The following is a 16,982-nucleotide window of genomic DNA, read 5'->3' as shown; positions in this document are numbered from 1 at the left end:
AAGCTTCGTGTCCCAGGTGAACCTATTCCTCCTCCCAAGGGGCGCTTGACGGAACAGCGGACTCCTCCCCCAGCCGCTGTTCAATTAGAAAAGCCTGCCGCACCTCCTCCCGCGGCAGGCTTTCTCGTTCCGAGACGATCAAGCTCTCAGCTCAGTCGCTCAATTAGGCTGTGCGGAAAATTGAGTTCTGGCATGTTGGTCTTACCGCGGCCCCGGTGCGGATCAGCTCTTCGAGATCGAGTGGCTTGCCCTTGGTTACAAGTTTCTCGGCTTTCGCATTCGCCGCCTTCTCGAGCGAGCACAGGGCAGTCTGTGCTCCCCAACATTCGCAGCCGAAAATCTCTACCGATGGGCGACATGCGGTTAACCAGAAAATTTGCGACAGGCCCAAATTCTGATTGAGTTCCGCGAAGGAGATTAAGTTCAAGAGCAATCGCTGATCCCCGAACTTGGTTCCTAATGCAAGCCAGACGAGCCGTTTATCTTCCAAGATCCATCTGATGGACAAGCGACACCATTGAACCGAGTCACGCCCTCGAGACTTTGCTTGCTTGTGACGAAGTCGCGGCATCCATTTGGATTGTTTGTACCCGGCCGGACCTGCTCGATCACCCCGGCGCTGCCAGTTGACGGGTTGGCCCACGCTAGCGGATCAGAACCGATCGTCGCCCGTCCCACGGTTTCGGCGATCACCGTTTGGTCAGTGATCGGAACTGCCGCCGCAGCAACCGGAGCACCTGTGGACGTCTGGAGCGGTTCGGTGTTTGAGCAAGCGGTAAGCACCAGCGCAGGGAACACGATGGCAATCTGGATCAGTTTTGAAAGCATTGAGTGATAAACCATCCTTTCGGAGGCTGCAGATGACATCATATTGTGACCAGATGCGGGCGCCATTGACTGCTCATTTCGCGGACAACGACGAAAATCTCGAACAATAGTGCTTCAAATTCTCAAAGACACAATAGGCTGGCTCGCAAATTGCCCCATCTTCAGGTAATCGGTGGCGGTGCGCCAATGGCTACCGCCATTACTCCGTGAGGAGTCCTGGCGATCCTTAAACGGGGTCGGTGTGGGGCAGAGTGACCGACGAGTTTTCGCCAGCATTTCGGTTGAAGTAGCGGACCTCTGAATGCTAGCATACTGTCTCTTAGGACAAGGGCCCACCACTTCGGAAGAACCGGGCGGCAAAGCGCTTGATGCGCAAGCTCCTGAAATCACAAGACCGTCCGCCCCGTGTAGTGATCACCGACAAGCTACGTCCTATGGTGCGGCGAAACGAGAGAGCATACTAGGCCTCAATCATCGTTCTCACAACCGACTGAATAATATTGCGGAGAATCCTCATCAACCCATCCGACGACGGGAGAGGATCATGAAGCGCTACAAAGTATCGCGACAGCTTCAGCGTTTTCGTTTCCATCCACGAACGGATCAGCAGATAAGCAGATCTTCACCCAGCTGGAACATAGTAACGTCCCGGGTTTCGAGCACCGCTAACAAAACTGCGTATCCGCATCTTCAGGCTCAAGCCGCACACCATTCGGCAGCGACGCTGTCAAACATAGGCGTGTCGATGTCTGCCGAGCTTTCCGCCGGGGCCTCCATGCGCGAAGCCTCCTGGAACATTATCTCGCGCATCCAGATGCTTCCGGGGTCGGAATTGTGAAGCAAGGGCCACTGCACAGCCTCCGTGAACCAGAGGGAAGGCAGCGGATGATCGACGATCTGGAGGCGGATGGTGGGTTCGAAATGTCTGACGAGCCGCAAGGGAAGGGTTGCTATCCGATTCGTCCCCTGAAGTAGCATCGGGATCGCGTTAAAGCCCTGGACCACGATTTCGATACGCCGCTTAAAACCGTGCTCTAGCAACAGCCATTGTTCAATGGATGGCTTCAAAGTACGTCCAAACATGGCCGCGACGTGTCCCAGCGACATGAATCGCTCGAGGGAAAGCTTCCCGCGCAGCTGCTGATTGTTAGGGCAGCCGACGCATACGAGCTTCTCCTCAAATAGCTTCGCACTGGGATGAGCGGCTGACATGAACTGATCTGGAAAAATCAAAAAATCCAAATCTCCACTGCGCAGACGCTCGTCCGGATCATCATTGATGTGAAGCAATTCAAAACTGACGCCGGGTGCCTCGCGCGCTACGCGCTTTATCACCTTTTCGAAGAATACGAGCGTCATGAAATCGGACAGTACGATTCTGAAGCGCCGGTTAGATTCCGCTGGGACTAATGGATCCCACGCAATGACAGAGAGCTGAATCTGCAGTAGAGCTTCGCGAACTGCAGGGGCGAGCGCCTCGGCTCGCGGGGTCGGGACAAGTCTACGCTGCTGCATCACAAACAGCTCGTCATTGAAGTAGGCGCGCAACCTAGCGATGGCTGCGCTCATGGCTGGCTGACTAAGGTTGATGCTGCGCGCTGCTGCCGTGAGCTTCCGCTCGGTCATCAAAGCATTGAGAGCGACGAGAAGATTTAGGTCCAGGCCCTTAAAACGCATTCCACCACACCTTGATGGTCCCATCAATATCGGGGCACGATCTCCCTCCTAACGAGTGTGGAGGCGAATGTGACGCCTTCAATGAGAACTGTCTCCACTGGATAACCGCGGACTTGACCGCCGGTACACCTTATCTTCTCGTATTATGGTATGCCATCAACCACAAGTCAAGCTTGCGCGGCCTCTCTGTCTGACACCTCGATGAAGTCATGTACCCGCCGAACGGGACGAAGACGAATATGACGCCGCTCAGGGGCTGGGCGCCGCGTGGCGAACGGCTGTTGGGCCATGCGCCCTTCGGTCACTGGAATACCATGACCTTTGTCGCTGCCTTGCGAGCCGACCGCGTCAGCGCACCGTGGATCATTGACGGCTCGATCAATGGCAAACGCTTCCTGATCTATGTCGAGAAGGTGCTGGTACCGGAGCTCAACCCCGGCGACATCGTCGTCATGGACAATCTCGGCTCGCATAAGGCCAGAACGATCCGCGTCGCCATCCGCAAGGTCGACGCTCGATTGTTCCTCCTGCCGCAGTATTCCCCTGATCTCAATCCGATCGAAAAGCTCTTTTTTCCAAGATCAAGCATGGGTTGCGCAAGGCGCAGGCCCGAACCCGACAGGCCATCGACGACGCGCTGGCAGAAACCCTTCAAACCGTCTCGCCGAAAGAGTGCCAAAACTACTTCAAGGAAGCCGGATATGAACAGACCTAAAACAATCCCGCTCTAGTGACGTTTCAGCCACGTGCCTCGAGAGCCGTCTGCTGCGGCGGGAGTTTCTTAAACATGTCCCACTGAAATAATAAACCCCCAGCCAAGGCCAGGGGTTTTGTCAGCACTCTGAATGTGTGGAATCTCCCGCCGCTTCCATGTTATATTGGATAAGCCGGCCTACGCCATGGCCTTCTGCAGGTTCTGGTCGATCTTCTCGAGGAAGACGGTGGTCGAGAGCCACGGCTGGTCGTGGCCGATGAGCCGCGCCAAGTCCTTGGTCATGAAGCCGGATTCGACGGTGTCGGCGCAGACCTTTTCCAGAGTCGAAGCGAATTTGGCGAGCTCGGCATTGTCGTCGAGCTTGGCGCGGTGCGCCAGGCCACGCGTCCAGGCGAAGATCGAGGCGATCGAGTTCGTCGAGGTTTCCTGGCCCTTCTGGTGCTGGCGATAGTGGCGCGTCACCGTGCCGTGGGCAGCTTCGGCTTCGACCGTCTTACCGTCCGGCGTGAGCAGTACCGAGGTCATCAGGCCGAGAGAGCCGAAGCCCTGGGCAACGGTATCGGACTGGACGTCGCCGTCATAGTTCTTGCATGCCCAGACGTAGCCGCCAGACCATTTAAGCGCCGATGCGACCATGTCGTCGATCAGGCGGTGTTCGTAGGTGATGCCGGCTTCCTTGAACTGATCCTTGAATTCGGTCTGGTACACCTCTTCGAAGATATCCTTGAAGCGACCGTCATAGGCCTTGAGAATGGTGTTCTTGGTCGACAGGTAAACTGGCCATTTGCGCATCAGGCCGTACATCATCGAAGCGCGGGCGAATTCGCGGATCGACTCGTCGAGATTGTACATCGCCATGGCAACGCCGGAGCCGGGGGCGTCGAAGACGTCCTTCTCGATAACCGTGCCGTCTTCGCCGACGAACTTGATCGTCAGCTTGCCCTTGCCGGGGAAGCGGAAGTCGGTGGCACGGTACTGGTCGCCGAAGGCATGGCGGCCGACAACGATCGGCTTGGTCCAGCCGGGAACCAGGCGCGGCACATTCTTGCAGATGATCGGTTCGCGGAAGATGACGCCGCCGAGAATGTTGCGGATCGTGCCGTTCGGGCTCTTCCACATCTGCTTGAGATTGAATTCCTTGACGCGGTCTTCGTCTGGCGTGATCGTCGCGCACTTGATGCCGACGCCGTATTTCTTGATGGCGTTGGCGGCGTCGACGGTGACCTGGTCGTTGGTGGCGTCGCGGTTTTCGACGGAGAGGTCGAAATAATCGATGTCGAGGTCGAGATACGGATGGATCAGCTTGTCCTTGATAAGCTGCCAGATAATGCGCGTCATTTCATCGCCGTCGAGATCGGCGACGGGATTGGCGACCTTGATCTTCTTCATGTATCTGCCTCGTTCGAGCTTCAATGGGGACCGGCGTCCCGAGTGGGTGATGTGATGAGGAGCGCTATAGCCTGAAGCGCTTGGGCCGGCCGGCCTTGCATGGTGCGTTCGCCTGCACTTCGAGAATGTCACCCAGTTCTTCTCTCTGGCGCCACGGGCTGGCCTCGCTAAGACTCGCGTCGTGATCACGCGCTGATCTCGGCTCAGCGCCCCGATGTTGGCAGATCCCATTTATGCGCCAATCATTCGCTCCAGCTCATCCATGTCGGGAACGACAATATGTCGGAAGTTCTCGATGCGGATGATGCGGCTCTTGCGCAGTCTGGTCATCTGACGGCTGACGGTTTCGATCGTCAGCCCGAGGAAATCGGCGATCTCGGCGCGGGATAGCGGCAGGTCGAAGGCGGTGCTTGTTGCCGTTTGCGGTTCGGCATGGGTGGCGATGAGGTCGAGCAGGCTTGCGACCTTCTCCTCGGCGGTGCGCCGGCCGAGCGTCAGCATCCATTCGCGCGCGGCATCCAGCTCCTTCAGCGCCTGATCGTGCAGGCTGCGCTGCAGTTCCGGCGTCTCCGATATCATGCGGTCGATTAGGTTGCGCGGGAAGACGCAGATTTCGGCATCGGTCGCAGCCTCGGCCGACAGCGTGCTTTCGCGCACGTAAGGCCTGCCGACGAAATCGGGAGCGAATTGCAGACCGACGATCTGCTGGCGCCCGTCCGGCATCACCTTGCAGAGCTTCACGACCCCGCGCATGATGTTCGAATAGAAAGAGCTTTCCGACCCTTGTGCGATGATCTCGCAGCCAGCATCGACCTTGCGGCGCAGTGAGTGGCGGCCAAGGTCCTTCAACTGACCGCTCGACAGTACGCCGCAGACGACGCCGTGCCGCGCCTGGCAGGAACGGCAGGCGACGGGGATGCCAACCTCGAGAACCCCACTATGTGCGACGTCCATATCCTGATCCCTTCGAAACCCACATGTGCCGGGCGTAGCTGCGCATGCCGGGCATGCTGGCCATACCCTAGACGATTACGCCGCGATTGAGGGTTCGGCTATCCTGTTTCTCCGGCACGGCTTGATGATTATCAATTTCGCCGGGACCGCGCTTTGATCCAGATCAAAGTTTCCCTGCCATGGCTTGTTGGAAGCGGCTGCCTCGACGCGAGGCCGTGGACGTCTTTGCGCACGAGCATTTTCCAAATTGCACGATGGTCGCTCGCAACGGCGAACGTTTGAGGTCGAAAGGCATTTCGGGTTCCTTCAGCTGGGTCGCCTTATATTCTCTAGCTGGTTTCCGTTGACAACTCGGTACGCGTAGCTGGTGCGGTCCGAACCCAATTGACGTTGTGTCGGGACTTGCCGGATATCGTGATTTCGTCATAAGCTTGGCCGGGTCAACAGTTGGGCTTCGGCGATCTGACCAAGGACGGTGACGTTCGCCGACACCAAGAACAAGGAACTGGTGGGCAACTACAAGAATGTCGGCAACGACTATCGCCCGAAATGTACGCCGACCCGCGTCAAGATGTTCGCCGTTCAGTCGATCCGGTGCTGGCTCAATCGCATGGGACGAGAGCGCTCTATCCCAAGGTACGTGAACAGACCGTCACGGCCGATTGCGGCGGCTCAAACCGCGCGCGCGTCAGGCTCCCGAAGTTGGAATTGCCGAAAGTGTGAGACGAGACCGCCTTGATCCTTCACGTCCACCCATTATCCGCCCGTACCTCGAAGTGAAACAAGATCGAGCACCGTCTGTTCGGCCATATTACTCAGAACCGGCGGTGTCGCCGGCTCGAAATCGCTTGGCCGCGGTCGAACTGATCGGTGCCACCACGGCAAAGACCGGCCTCAAGGCCGAATAGGCCTGACACCCGCACCTACCACAAAGGGGTCAAGGTCTCCAATGCCCAGATCGCAAAACTCCACATCACCGATGACGCTTTCCATCCAGATTGGAACCATCAGAACTGTCCTAAGTCCGCGGAACTTTCACGAGATGTCAAAGTGGCGATGTGCCCGCTCTGATGAGTTGCGATCCTCAGCAAAGTTCCACAAATATGCCTATGCGATACGTTATACCATCACGCCATAGTCATGCCTCTCCCGCGAGCCGACTGTCGGAACGAACACCGCACCGTCCCCACCGGTACCCCTTGTTGATAGGAAAGAGCGCCGGCCCCCCAACATTGTTGATTTCCGCATGGAACCGAGCGAGGTCAGTATCGTGTGGAAATCCTCTTCTCGGAAATCTGGATCGCAACAACGGTCATCTTCTGGGTTTGTTCACTGAGCCCTGAGCCTGGCGGAACGACAGAAACCGTTTCAGGCTCAAACCAGCCAACAAAATGTAAGGCGGCATACCGAGCGAATAGTGACCACAGTTTAATTCCAAAATGTTTGGCCGAGCTCCGGCGGCCTTCAGCATCTGCATGAACCCCTGTGATATCTCTGGCAGAACAACCTTGTCCCTCTTAGCCAACACAACGTGAAGTTCGAGATCGGGTCTTGCCAAATTGTGCGCGTAATTCTCTAGATTAAGCGGACCCCACGCCCTTCTGAGATCGATCAGCTCAATAACGGGTTCAAGGCTTTCACGTATCGACCGTGTCGCGCGCCCTGTCCAAACCATATCCGCGAGACTTCCCGCTGTAAGAAACAACGAGGCTTTTGACACAGCCAAGTCGTGCGCAGCGATTAAGCCTGCGACCCAGGAACCTAAGCTCATACCAAGAACAGAAATCTCTCGATAGCCTTCGCTTTTCAACCAACGAATGAGTTTTCGCCCGTCCCATACCGCCTGCCGTACAGACTGGATGGTTCGACCGAGATTAGGGCTAAGCATAAAATCGGCGTGCACGGACCCGGAGCGGCTGCGCTCGAAATGATAAGGCATAGCGATCTCGACAACCGTGATTCCACGCTGTGAGAAAAAGTTGGCGATCTGACGATTGCGTGCACTTGCATTCCAGTGATGAAAAATCATCAACGCCTGCTCGAAGGACCCGCTTTCTGTGATTTTTGCCCAGACTACATTGTTCTCTTCGATGTCAGTGGACATGTCCGACGGAAATTTGATCCACCCGTCTTGCCGTTGAAAATGCTGATCGTCCCCGCTCGGTTCATCGAAAAAGGCTGGATCAGCCGCGGCCTGGTCCGCGAGGACACAAAACTCGCCGATACTTCCTATGTTCTTGGCGCGTGGGAAGGCGAGGTTGGCATCAAGGACGAAATCGGTTATTTCCTTGGATTCCTCACCGCGCCTTGCCCGCCGCTCATCCCAACGATCAAGCCAACTATGATACATTCTGATTGCTTCCCCAGTCGCTCGCTCTCCATCGCCCAAGCTCTGGATCAATGAGGCCGTACATCGCGAGCAGCACTGCAAGGCACAGAAGGATCGAAAAGCCTGTAAATGCGTCGATCAGCAGGTAGCTGGTAAAAAGTAACCCTACTGCCGCTGACATCTTCCACATGGGAAAATGAAATCGGCTTCCGGCACCTAGACGGATAGAACCGTAAAGAAAAACGATAATCGTCGAGATAGCGATAAGAAGGCTGCTGTAGTGGGTCGGCATCCTGTAGCTGAATCCTTTGCCCATGTCTTTGCCCTCATACAAAGCTGACGACATATCGGCAAGCAGCCAAGCCACGATGTTCTTTCCATTCGACGCCAAGTAGGAGCTTTGGGCCTTCATGCATACGGCGATCAGAAGACCTAAAACAGTGCACCGAAAAATTCCGCGCATCACCCGTAAGCCGATTTCATGGACATGGTATTGATAATCAATTCGCGGCTGGCTCCTCGATGCTCCTCCGATTTTCCAAAGGTCATTAATCATCGTATGAAGCAAAATGAGACCTACGAAGAAGAGATAGAAGCACAAGCACATGTAGAGATAAGCGAACGCCGTGAATACAATCTCCATCGGCACCGATATGACTTCGGGCCGCACGAGCGCTAACTTGCCCCAATCTATCGCATAGTTGCCACCGCCTTTTACCAACGGGATCAAGCACACACCGATCCACTGAAACAGACCGGCGAACAACACGCAGACTATAAAGACCGCCCAATATGTATACGAAGAAGCATCTACGTTGCGGGCCCAAGCGTCGTCGCTTTCCACACGATTGCCCGCCGCGACAATCCGTAAGCGCCCTTCATTCTTCCAAAACAACAGCAACTCTATGACGAACGCAAAAAACAGTGGCAAGAACACCATAAAGAGGAACGTCCAATTGGGTGCCCAGAGGAAACCTACCTGTTTGACGAGACCATCCGCCCGATTGTAAGTCGCGTTGTGGATCCCCACAATATACGAGAGAAACCCAAGGGCGGTGGCACCCGCAAACACCGACGCAGGTAGATCTAAGGTAGATCCGCGGCTAAATAGCGCCTCCGACCTCCTCGCCAAATTAAAACGTCGGCTCGGCTGATTAGCCTCAGTATCCCTTTCCAGCTTCCCCGGCGACTCCATCTCCTCATCGACGACATTCAATGCCAGATTTGGAACCTCTGCCGCAGGGCTGCTTCCCGCTTTCTTCAAACCTCGCCTCTTCGCCGTCAAGCGAGATTGCGCCGCACTTAGCTCCATTTGCCATTCGCTTGTTGCTACCGGATCATCACACCCGAAGACTCTCGCCAGCCAACGAATATTGGTCGTGCTGATACCCTTCTCATTTTCTTGAAACCAAAGCTGGACCGTTCGCAGATCGACCCCAGTCCGGTTGGAATCGATCTGTGAAATCGCCTCAGCGAGAAGTTCGGGCGTCCATGGGCCTGCGGGAAAGCCATCACTTCCCAACGGCCGGCCCGCTCCCGCCGCGGTCAATTGTTTGAAGAGTTCTTTGAAATCACTTCCGTCCTTCGGCGGAGAGAGAAATAACTTTCCATTCTTTGGCAATGGCTTACCGGCTCTGGTTTCGTTTGGTTTCGGTATATTTCGTGCGTCTGTGCCCGATTAACGGGTATCGCAACTACACGCAACTCCATAGCGATTCTACTATCAGGAGCAAAACTTTGAAGTTGGGATGTTGATTTCAGAACAGATGAGCGGCGAGTGAGAGGAGGAAGCCATTTTGCCGCTCGCTTGTACGAACGCCGGAGATACCTCACCGTTTCCCATCCCATAACCGGGTAATGACGACAATCGCGACCGACTTGTCCCAAGAGGAAGCTGCGCATCATTTCGAAGTCGTGTGATGGCGAAGCTGGCTTCAAGGTTTGGAATTTAGCCAATGAATAATCATGCAAAATATGCAGACAGGATCTTTAGGAGTATCGGTTCAAACGGCCTCGTCATTTTCGAGAGAGATGGCACCCTCCTGAGAAAGACTAGTCCCTCCGGGGATTACATGCTCGGAGATATCAACGAAGAATTCGTTGAAATGTTAAGGCATCTGCGACACCTCGATGCTCGTTTCGGCTTTATTTCGGACGAGCGTGGAATGGACGCGGATGCCTATGGAGGATCAGAATTCGCAACCCTGACCGAACTGCTTGACGCATTACTGAGCATCAGATGTGCCCTGCCGGATTTCTGGGTGACATGGAGTGATGTCCCACATGCAAGCGGAACCGGCCTTCAGCGCGAGGCGGATCGGCAACAGGAGGCTGGCGCCGGAGCGATCTTCCAAGTTATGGAGCGGTATGGGATCGGCAAGAAGGAAACCGTATTCATCGGCAGCTCGACCGCTGGTAGCCTCGCTGCCAACGATGCGGGTGTCTCGGTAATCGACTACTTCAGCAACCGAAGCGAGGGAACCGCTCAGAGTTGGGCCCGAAAGCATGCCCCCAATTTGTCTTCGCCTGAAGCCACGGAGGTCCAGCGACTCCGCGCCGAGATCCAGGCGACGTTGGGCTGGTCCATCGCTGGAGAGCTTAACTGTGTCCAACAGCGCGGTTCGCAGGGTTAGCGGGTGCGGTCCCTGTCCTTCTCCTGAGGCGGGCGAAGCTTGATCGATTTTGGTATGTCGCGATCCTGCTGCCGGGGTTTCGGGCGCTCCCGATTCGAACGATCTGTTTCCGGCGCGTCATGCTCCGCATTAGACCGGGCGATGCGCGATGCGTCGAGAGAACGGTTGTTCGAACTCCTATTAACCACGCCCTGCTCCGCAATATGATCGCGACCGGCACCCGACTTGGTTTCGAGGCTGTCCGAACTCCGCTTATCCCTGCCAGACTCCGTTCGGTCTCGATTCTTGTCAACGCGTGAGTCGAGCTGCAGCCCGACGACTTTGCCGATGATCTTCGTCGCCTGCTCGAAGATTAGCCGATCAGATGGATTGGCAATCTTCGCGGCAACCGTGAGCGCGGTGTTCGCCAGCGTTTCCTTCGCCGCCTTTGCTTGCGCGGCACTAATGGGTGTGGATCGCAGCATGTGGTCCTCGCCTTTCTCTCGTGTGGGATCACGGCCTTCGCGGACCGCTGTTTTAAGCCGCCCATATTCGCGCCGAAGCCCGATGGACAGATCCTGGCTGAGTTCTCGTGCGGTGCTCGGTGCACCGCGGTCCTTGGCAATACCATCCAGCATGCGAATGACGTGCCCGACCGAACGCCGGCTCTGGTCGAACCGCGTCCTGGCCTCCTCACGCTTCGGCGCCGTCGGCGTGTCGCGGAGCTTGGACATTACCTTTTCGACGACGTTCGACGGCGCCGTTGCTCCCATCCGGCGAAACATTTCCCACTCCCATCGTTTGACGGGCGGCGGGCCAGCACGTTCGAGGCGCTTCTGCCGATCGATCGGGATGCCGCGCTCCCGCGCCTTGTCAGCAAAACGGACCCGCCATTCGGCGAAGTCGCGGATATTGGGGTTGAGCATCTTTCCGCTCGCGTTGCGCAGCGCAACGATGACATGCAGGTGCGGATGCTGTTCAAGATCATTGCGATTATGGACGGCATAGGAGTAGCGGTGGCCCTCAAACTGCTCCCTCAGGAAATCTCGGCCTGCCAGGATGAACCGGTCGCGATCAACGTTGGCCGGCCCCGAGAGCAACAGGTGCATGAAGTCCCGCGGCTGGCGGGTCTGCATGAGAGCACCGACGACCTTGCCCTCGGCCGTCAATTCCTTGTGGTCTTTGGTCGTGACTTCGCGCCGTTCTCCGCCGCGCTCGTAACGGCCGCTCTTGCCAGGGCGGTCTCTAAGGTGTGTTTTCGTCGACAGCGTTACCTCCGCCCCTGCCCGTTGCATCGCATGTAGGGTGGCGGTCAGGCCTTTGGGCCCGGAGGAGAATTCAGCGGGATAGCGCGAAACCGGAGTAATACCGGCGCCGCGCAATACCTTGTCGAGTCGCTCATCGATCGCGCGGACATCATCGATTTCTGCAGGAATACGATTGGCGCTGCTTCGATCCGACCTGTCCTTCTTCTCGTGTGCAATTACCAGAGCAAATTGCAGACGGGTCTGCCCCTTCACACCCTCGCTGACGCTGAAGGCATAGGTTCGATCGCCGTCGCCCGGCTGACGGAATCCATCCTCCGCCAGCGAAGCGAGAGCGCGCCCTAAGTGCTCGCGGTTGGCTTTTTCAAGCTCGTAGGTCAGACGGAGAATGTCCTGGCTGCCTTTCCGGTTGCCAAACTCCCTCTCCCAGGACCGGACGGCGGCACTGAGATCGGTGACCTCGCGACCGTCCTGGTCGCGCGCTTTCTCTTCCTTGCTTTGGTAGGCGAGGACGTTGCGGGCCGAACTCGCGCCGGCCCCGTAAGACAAGACCTTGACGACGACCGCATTGTTGCCGGCCGCACGGCTGAACGCCGAAGCAGCTCCGGGATGCTTGGCGGAGGGCAAGCCGGAATTCGTAAACGTCGACCGCTTCGCCGATCCACCGCCACCGCCCCCGCGGCGCCGCAGCTCGTCTTCGATGAGATCGAAATAGCTCGGCAGCCGACGACTTCCGGGTTTAGATGCGGAGCGACTTCTGGACAGGTCGTTCATCGTGGCTCCTGATCAGATCGGCGATAAATGTGGACGGCCGGATGAAGCCAGCGTCGCGGATGGCATCAAGAGCGCTCATGACTTCTTCGAGCTGATGCGCGATCGCTTTGGTACTTTCGGCATGCACACTCTCCTCCGAGAGGAACTCCTCGTTCCGGAAGGCGAGATCTCGTAAAAACTGGTGCATGTTTGCCAGCTGCCGGTCGTGCTCCTCGAGCATCGCCGGAATGTGCATGATCTCCCTGGTGACAATGAGCTTGGCGACGATGTTGACGGAGACATCGAGCCTGCGGGCAAGGGCGTCGAGGTTGATTAAGACCTGAGCAGGCAGCCGGAACATGATGGCCGGTTCGCGCATCGACTACAGCCCCCTCGCCTTCAGAGCCTCGACAATCAGCCGGTGCGTCGCGGAGGACAGTTGCTCGTGACGCTCCAACGAAACTTGGAAGATCTTCGTCAGCACGTCGTCATCGAGATATAGCGAGATACGCTTGCGTTTCGTGGCTTCGCCTGCCGCTGTGGCGCCCTTGGAGGCCAGTCGCTCACGGCGTCGTTTTTTGTCCGGAGTGCGTATTTCCGGTGAACTGACGCTCGGCGTGACGCGCTCATCCTGCTCTTCAGGAGCCTCATCGGGCATTAGCATTTCAAGGTCGATATTGGTCGGCATATAGGAGGTTGCAGTTTCCTCCACCTCCTTGGCCTGATCCTCTCTCGATCGGGCAAGGGCTAGAATGTTGCCGGCCGGTGTTCTTTCCCCCGCCATCTCTCTAAGCCGCCTCCGCCTGCAGGAGGCCGATGAATTCGTTGTTGATCTTCTTGACGAGATCGATCGCATCGAGCACGCTCTCGCTTGCCCGGCGCTTGGCCGATGGGGTCAACGATGGGTTGTTCTCAATGCTGGCCAGCTTGGAATAGAGCGAGCCGAAGCCTGCCCCGACATCGCTGAAATGATTGCTCTTGCGGATGACGGTCTCCACCATGGGAATCCTGCCGCTCGTCAGGATCGCATGGACTTCCGGAAGCGACCTGTTATGTTTGAGAGCGATCATGTCGACATAATTCCAGATCGCCGCGTAAGGGATCGGTCCCTGGGGCCGTTTTTTGGATATCTCTTTCAAAATGGTTGCGACCTTGATCGCTGACGTCGCGGCGGTCGGTTCCGGAATAATCGGAATGAGAACGGCGTCGCACTCGTGATAGACCTCGATCGCGCGTTGATGGACATAGCCGCCAACGTCATAGATCCGAATATCCGCCTCGGGCGCGTCGGCCAACCGGTCCCGAAACTGATCTCCGGGCGCCACTCGCAGGTGCAGCAACGTGCCGTCGGTCGGAAGCAAGCCGCGCTTCATCGAGACATTGTACCAGCGTGTCGACGACTCCTGCTCATCGCAATCGATGAGCAGCGTTCTGTGTCCCTGTTGCGCGAATTCCGCTGCAAGATTGACATTCAGCGTCGACTTTCCCGCACCGCCTTTGAACGTCGAGATAGCAAGCGAAAGTGGTTTGGCTGCCATTGAATTCCTCGCCCTTTGCAACAAAAGTCACCGCCGCTGCAAACTATCTTCCATCGCAGTGGCGGCCGACAGCCTCAGAATTTGGAGACAAGGACGTTGTGGGCTCCGGCGCCCTGCAAACGTGCCAGCTGCCTCTCCTTTAGGCCCGAAATTTGGCTCGCAACTGTTCCTGCCGCCGCGCGGCAATCAGATCATCATTCAGCCTGGTGATCTCGCGTTCTCGGGCTACATCCGCAACCGGATCCCTCGCCAGCCAAAATCGGAGGACGGGCAAGAGCAAGAATATGAAGAAAGCGATCGTGGCAGCTTTGAACCAGGAAGACTGAACATAAAGATCGACCACCCATCGCCACAGCGTTTGCGTCCATTCTGCCGGCAGAAAGGCATACGAAAAGGCCAGGGCAACGCCGTATGCAAGAAGGGACGCGACAAGAAGGCAGACGGCCGAGACGACCAAAAAGTTCGCGATCAATATTAAGAACCATGCCGCCCGAAACGGGAAGACAACAACCCTGAGCGCCTTTCTTGCCGCGGACATTACCCTTCTCCATCTGCACGTTTCCAGTGTCCAACAACACATACTGCAATCCAAGGCCATTTTCCAGACTTGCACTGCAGTATAATTTCGTGCATGCTCGAAACAGTCAACAGGTGACGGATGCGAGGATGAACAATGGCGCTCGGCGGTTCGACCGCCTCCTCTTTTGCACCCTTCTCAATGCCTTGATCGCCCTGCCCTCTGCCGCGCGGGCCGACACGGTCTCGGATTTTGTCGGCTATTATCAGAACGCCTACGCAGAGGGCCGGGATTTGATTCCTGGCCCACAAATACCGCTGGACATCTCATCGATCGCGTCCCGACTTGATCTGCAAACTGTTAGCCCAAAGGCCGCGCTGAGCGGCAGCGCCTTTCTCGGCGCCGATGGTGACGTGATCAAACTAGCCGGCGTCCAGGGTTGCCTCTCGGCCGAGCCACTGGAGTTTGCCGGAATGCCGACGACCTGTGCGATGATTTCGCTTGCCGGCATGACTGCGACGCTCGATGAGGCAAAGGCAGGTGCCGGCGACGCATTTCCTTGCCACGTTTTCGCGCAAAATCCCGGCAGACCGACCGTGCGTTTTGCTGAATGTTTTTTCGTCGAGAATGGCGCGGTTCGATCGCTCTCCGAAGCGCTCATCCGCAAGGGCTTGGCGTTCGCTGCCCGTGACCGCGCCGGTCGGCCTGTCTTCCCGGAATACCTGCAAGCCGAGGAAACCGCACGCGGTGAGCAGGCCGGAATCTGGGCAAACGGCCAGTTCACCCATCCTTACCACCCGGTCAATCCGTCGACCAATTGATGCGGATCGGGCTTCTTATGTTCATTTCGACGATCACAGCTTCCGGTGTCTGTGCTGCCACGACAATCATGCCGATGCTCGCCGACGGCAATGTCGCGCGCGAACCGCATTTCTCGCCATCGGTCGTCCCTGTTCAGGCATCGCAAACCGACATTCCCTCGGCCGTTGACGCTGGTCGCGTCCAACCCGAATTCGTTCCGTTTCCGACGGAGGCACAATTCGAGACGGGCGACACCTGGATCTCCGGCGGCCGACGCTATCGCCTCTATGGTCTGCAGGCCTGTCTCCGGGGAACCAACGTCACCGTCTCTGCCGGCGTTGTCCGGGATTGCGGAGAGCTCGATCTGGTCATGGCGCAGGCGTTGATCCGAGACACGAGGCCCGTCTGCGCGACCATCAAAAATCTCGACCAGAACAACGCGGTCGTCGCATGCCAAACGACGACAGGCCGGCATCGGTACGACCTGGCAACCTATATGATTGCCCAAGGTTGGGGATTTGCCGCCGTCGACAGCGCGGGGCGACTGATTGTTCCAGGTTACCGGGCTGCGGAGGAATCTGCACGTTCGGCGCGCGCCGGACTCTGGGCCTATTCGGACCTACCGCATCCGGTTTCCGTTCTCCAACAACAGGCGGGGGCACAACAATGAGAGTTGCGGCTGCCTCGATACTATGGCTCGTAATGGTCCCGACGGCGTTGCTTGCGCAAAGCCGCCCGTCCGATGTGCCGCGTCAGATCTACGGCAAGGTTCAGGTCGTTGACGCGACCACGTTCGAATTCGTCAAGAGCCGACAGATCGTCCGCCTGGCTGGGTATGAAGCCCCTCGCCTTGAGCAGACCGCAACGAGCGATGGCGTGGAGTGGCCCGCCGGTCAGGTTTCGCGTGCCTGGATGATCCTCCGGACACTTGGGCAGAACGTCAACTGCGCGCCAATTGGCCGCGACACCAACAAGATCCTGATCGCTCATTGCTTTGTCGGCGAAATAAATCTGGCAGCAACGGCAATTGCGGAGGGTATCGGTTACGCATTCAACTACCGCAACGAGCCACAAGTCCCTGCATATTTCGATATTGAGCGGAAAGCCAGGGGGCTGGGCTTTGGAGTCTGGTCGTCACCGGACCTGCTTCCCCCTTGGCTTTACACCGCATCGACTGTGGCCGCAGAGAAGCCGGACGGCCAATCACCAGAAGCCGAGACGGGCCTGCCCCTGCCTTTGCCTGTTACCCAAGCGGCTCGGTAAACTCAAAAACGTGTAAGGAGATTGAATGAACCGCATCTATTGTTCCGTCGTTGCCGCGGCAATCCTGCTCGTCCTCGCTCCGGTCGCGAGCGGCGCGCAAGATAGCGCCACTCCTAATCTGACCGATCAGCGTGATCCGGACTTTTGCGGCGCGGGCGGCGCCGGCTGCGATCCGACGGACGTGCAGCAATGGAAAGCAATTGGCAACAGGCTTGCCGACCTGTCATCGGCAGACCTTAGCCAATACGCTTACGCCTGCGCCAAGCATGCGGACTGGAAGAAGGTCTGCGAGACCGATCCGGTTGCTGTCCTCAAGCGACTGGGCATCGAGGGGTATTGAG

The 16,982-nt window shown here is 57.3% G+C and carries 16 protein-coding genes and 4 pseudogenes; 8 read left to right on the top strand and 12 right to left on the bottom strand.

Features of this window, described 5'->3' with window-relative positions; genetic code table 11:
* Positions 1-170: 170 nt before the first annotated feature.
* Positions 171-298 (bottom strand): annotated as a pseudogene (locus A6U98_RS37535) (SOS response-associated peptidase); the annotation flags it as partial.
* A gap of 158 nt (positions 299-456) precedes the next feature.
* Entirely contained in the window at positions 457-894 is a 438-nt protein-coding gene (locus tag A6U98_RS35565) for an RT0821/Lpp0805 family surface protein (RefSeq protein ID WP_245304494.1), read from the bottom strand.
* Between the two features lie 287 nt (positions 895-1,181).
* On the opposite strand from A6U98_RS35565, the pseudogene A6U98_RS37530 reads away from it, so the two are divergent.
* Positions 1,182-1,408 (top strand): annotated as a pseudogene (locus tag A6U98_RS37530) (DDE-type integrase/transposase/recombinase); the annotation flags it as partial.
* A gap of 116 nt (positions 1,409-1,524) precedes the next feature.
* Here the strand turns inward: A6U98_RS37530 and A6U98_RS08415 are convergent.
* On the bottom strand, positions 1,525-2,505 hold the full coding sequence (locus A6U98_RS08415) for a LysR family transcriptional regulator (RefSeq protein WP_033181974.1): 981 nt from the start codon (positions 2,503-2,505) through the stop codon (positions 1,525-1,527).
* A 227-nt stretch (positions 2,506-2,732) separates the two neighbouring features.
* On the opposite strand from A6U98_RS08415, the pseudogene A6U98_RS08410 reads away from it, so the two are divergent.
* A pseudogene (locus tag A6U98_RS08410) lies at positions 2,733-3,220 on the top strand (IS630 family transposase); the annotation flags it as partial.
* Between the two features lie 177 nt (positions 3,221-3,397).
* Here the strand turns inward: A6U98_RS08410 and A6U98_RS08405 are convergent.
* Positions 3,398-4,609, bottom strand: coding sequence for an NADP-dependent isocitrate dehydrogenase (locus A6U98_RS08405; protein WP_064649227.1), 1,212 nt, complete (start codon positions 4,607-4,609; stop codon positions 3,398-3,400).
* A gap of 65 nt (positions 4,610-4,674) precedes the next feature.
* On the opposite strand from A6U98_RS08405, the pseudogene A6U98_RS37525 reads away from it, so the two are divergent.
* Positions 4,675-4,805: pseudogene (locus A6U98_RS37525) on the top strand (L,D-transpeptidase); the annotation flags it as partial.
* A 35-nt stretch (positions 4,806-4,840) separates the two neighbouring features.
* Here the strand turns inward: A6U98_RS37525 and A6U98_RS08400 are convergent.
* The 3 genes from A6U98_RS08400 to A6U98_RS08390 form a co-directional block, all read right to left on the bottom strand.
* Entirely contained in the window at positions 4,841-5,563 is a 723-nt protein-coding gene (locus A6U98_RS08400; RefSeq protein ID WP_064649224.1) for a Crp/Fnr family transcriptional regulator, read from the bottom strand.
* Between the two features lie 1,312 nt (positions 5,564-6,875).
* Positions 6,876-7,913: a dienelactone hydrolase-related enzyme gene (locus A6U98_RS08395; protein WP_033182395.1), complete on the bottom strand. Its 1,038-nt coding sequence runs from the start codon at positions 7,911-7,913 to the stop codon at positions 6,876-6,878.
* Positions 7,903-9,513 carry a hypothetical protein gene (locus A6U98_RS08390; protein WP_033182396.1) on the bottom strand — a complete coding sequence of 537 codons (1,611 nt, stop codon included), beginning with the start codon at positions 9,511-9,513 and terminating at the stop codon, positions 7,903-7,905. The genes A6U98_RS08395 and A6U98_RS08390 overlap by 11 nt, the downstream gene beginning before the upstream one ends.
* A 334-nt stretch (positions 9,514-9,847) precedes the next feature.
* Here A6U98_RS08390 and A6U98_RS08385 point away from each other — a divergent pair, with 334 nt between their 5' ends.
* Positions 9,848-10,525, top strand: coding sequence for a hypothetical protein (locus A6U98_RS08385; protein ID WP_033182397.1), 678 nt, complete (start codon positions 9,848-9,850; stop codon positions 10,523-10,525).
* On the opposite strand, the gene A6U98_RS08380 is transcribed toward A6U98_RS08385, so the two are convergent.
* From A6U98_RS08380 to A6U98_RS08360, 5 genes are all read right to left on the bottom strand, one after another.
* Positions 10,522-12,543 carry a hypothetical protein gene (locus A6U98_RS08380; protein ID WP_033182398.1) on the bottom strand — a complete coding sequence of 674 codons (2,022 nt, stop codon included), beginning with the start codon at positions 12,541-12,543 and terminating at the stop codon, positions 10,522-10,524. The genes A6U98_RS08385 and A6U98_RS08380 overlap by 4 nt on opposite strands.
* Positions 12,509-12,901, bottom strand: a complete 393-nt coding sequence (locus A6U98_RS08375) for a hypothetical protein (RefSeq protein ID WP_033182399.1) — start codon at positions 12,899-12,901, stop codon at positions 12,509-12,511. The genes A6U98_RS08380 and A6U98_RS08375 overlap by 35 nt, the downstream gene beginning before the upstream one ends.
* A 3-nt stretch (positions 12,902-12,904) precedes the next feature.
* Positions 12,905-13,210, bottom strand: coding sequence for a hypothetical protein (locus A6U98_RS08370; RefSeq protein ID WP_245268488.1), 306 nt, complete (start codon positions 13,208-13,210; stop codon positions 12,905-12,907).
* Between the two features lie 100 nt (positions 13,211-13,310).
* On the bottom strand, positions 13,311-14,060 hold the full coding sequence (locus A6U98_RS08365; RefSeq protein WP_025398135.1) for a ParA family protein: 750 nt from the start codon (positions 14,058-14,060) through the stop codon (positions 13,311-13,313).
* 139 nt (positions 14,061-14,199) lie between these two features.
* Entirely contained in the window at positions 14,200-14,598 is a 399-nt protein-coding gene (locus A6U98_RS08360; protein ID WP_017969122.1) for a hypothetical protein, read from the bottom strand.
* Between the two features lie 128 nt (positions 14,599-14,726).
* Here A6U98_RS08360 and A6U98_RS08355 point away from each other — a divergent pair, with 128 nt between their 5' ends.
* The 4 genes from A6U98_RS08355 to A6U98_RS08340 all read left to right on the top strand — a co-directional run bounded on the left by A6U98_RS08355 (position 14,727) and on the right by A6U98_RS08340 (position 16,981).
* A complete protein-coding gene (locus A6U98_RS08355; protein ID WP_029875131.1) occupies positions 14,727-15,398 on the top strand; it encodes a thermonuclease family protein in 672 nt (223 codons plus the stop codon).
* Between the two features lie 74 nt (positions 15,399-15,472).
* On the top strand, positions 15,473-16,048 hold the full coding sequence (locus A6U98_RS08350; protein ID WP_245304493.1) for a thermonuclease family protein: 576 nt from the start codon (positions 15,473-15,475) through the stop codon (positions 16,046-16,048).
* A gap of 32 nt (positions 16,049-16,080) precedes the next feature.
* On the top strand, positions 16,081-16,641 hold the full coding sequence (locus tag A6U98_RS08345) for a thermonuclease family protein (RefSeq protein ID WP_115156657.1): 561 nt from the start codon (positions 16,081-16,083) through the stop codon (positions 16,639-16,641).
* A 25-nt stretch (positions 16,642-16,666) separates the two neighbouring features.
* Positions 16,667-16,981 carry a hypothetical protein gene (locus tag A6U98_RS08340; RefSeq protein ID WP_029875128.1) on the top strand — a complete coding sequence of 105 codons (315 nt, stop codon included), beginning with the start codon at positions 16,667-16,669 and terminating at the stop codon, positions 16,979-16,981.
* Position 16,982: the final 1 nt, after the last annotated feature.

Origin of the sequence: Rhizobium sp. WYCCWR10014, assembly GCF_001657485.1 — a bacterium.
Classification (GTDB): Bacteria; Pseudomonadota; Alphaproteobacteria; order Rhizobiales; family Rhizobiaceae; genus Rhizobium.
This window is presented reverse-complemented; position numbering and strand designations above follow the sequence as displayed.

What these genes read in the sequence shown, in the direction of transcription:
- A6U98_RS35565 (WP_245304494.1), bottom strand. Translation starts at nt 894, where the DNA reads ATGGCGCCCGCATCTGGTCACAATATGATGTCATCTGCAGCCTCCGAA.
- A6U98_RS08415 (WP_033181974.1), bottom strand. Translation starts at nt 2,505, where the DNA reads ATGCGTTTTAAGGGCCTGGACCTAAATCTTCTCGTCGCTCTCAATGCT.
- A6U98_RS08405 (WP_064649227.1), bottom strand. Translation starts at nt 4,609, where the DNA reads ATGAAGAAGATCAAGGTCGCCAATCCCGTCGCCGATCTCGACGGCGAT.
- A6U98_RS08400 (WP_064649224.1), bottom strand. Translation starts at nt 5,563, where the DNA reads ATGGACGTCGCACATAGTGGGGTTCTCGAGGTTGGCATCCCCGTCGCC.
- A6U98_RS08395 (WP_033182395.1), bottom strand. Translation starts at nt 7,913, where the DNA reads ATGTATCATAGTTGGCTTGATCGTTGGGATGAGCGGCGGGCAAGGCGC.
- A6U98_RS08385 (WP_033182397.1), top strand. Translation starts at nt 9,848, where the DNA reads ATGAATAATCATGCAAAATATGCAGACAGGATCTTTAGGAGTATCGGT.
- A6U98_RS08380 (WP_033182398.1), bottom strand. Translation starts at nt 12,543, where the DNA reads ATGAACGACCTGTCCAGAAGTCGCTCCGCATCTAAACCCGGAAGTCGT.
- A6U98_RS08375 (WP_033182399.1), bottom strand. Translation starts at nt 12,901, where the DNA reads ATGCGCGAACCGGCCATCATGTTCCGGCTGCCTGCTCAGGTCTTAATC.
- A6U98_RS08370 (WP_245268488.1), bottom strand. Translation starts at nt 13,210, where the DNA reads ATGCCGACCAATATCGACCTTGAAATGCTAATGCCCGATGAGGCTCCT.
- A6U98_RS08365 (WP_025398135.1), bottom strand. Translation starts at nt 14,060, where the DNA reads ATGGCAGCCAAACCACTTTCGCTTGCTATCTCGACGTTCAAAGGCGGT.
- A6U98_RS08360 (WP_017969122.1), bottom strand. Translation starts at nt 14,598, where the DNA reads ATGTCCGCGGCAAGAAAGGCGCTCAGGGTTGTTGTCTTCCCGTTTCGG.
- A6U98_RS08355 (WP_029875131.1), top strand. Translation starts at nt 14,727, where the DNA reads ATGAACAATGGCGCTCGGCGGTTCGACCGCCTCCTCTTTTGCACCCTT.
- A6U98_RS08350 (WP_245304493.1), top strand. Translation starts at nt 15,473, where the DNA reads ATGCTCGCCGACGGCAATGTCGCGCGCGAACCGCATTTCTCGCCATCG.
- A6U98_RS08345 (WP_115156657.1), top strand. Translation starts at nt 16,081, where the DNA reads ATGGTCCCGACGGCGTTGCTTGCGCAAAGCCGCCCGTCCGATGTGCCG.
- A6U98_RS08340 (WP_029875128.1), top strand. Translation starts at nt 16,667, where the DNA reads ATGAACCGCATCTATTGTTCCGTCGTTGCCGCGGCAATCCTGCTCGTC.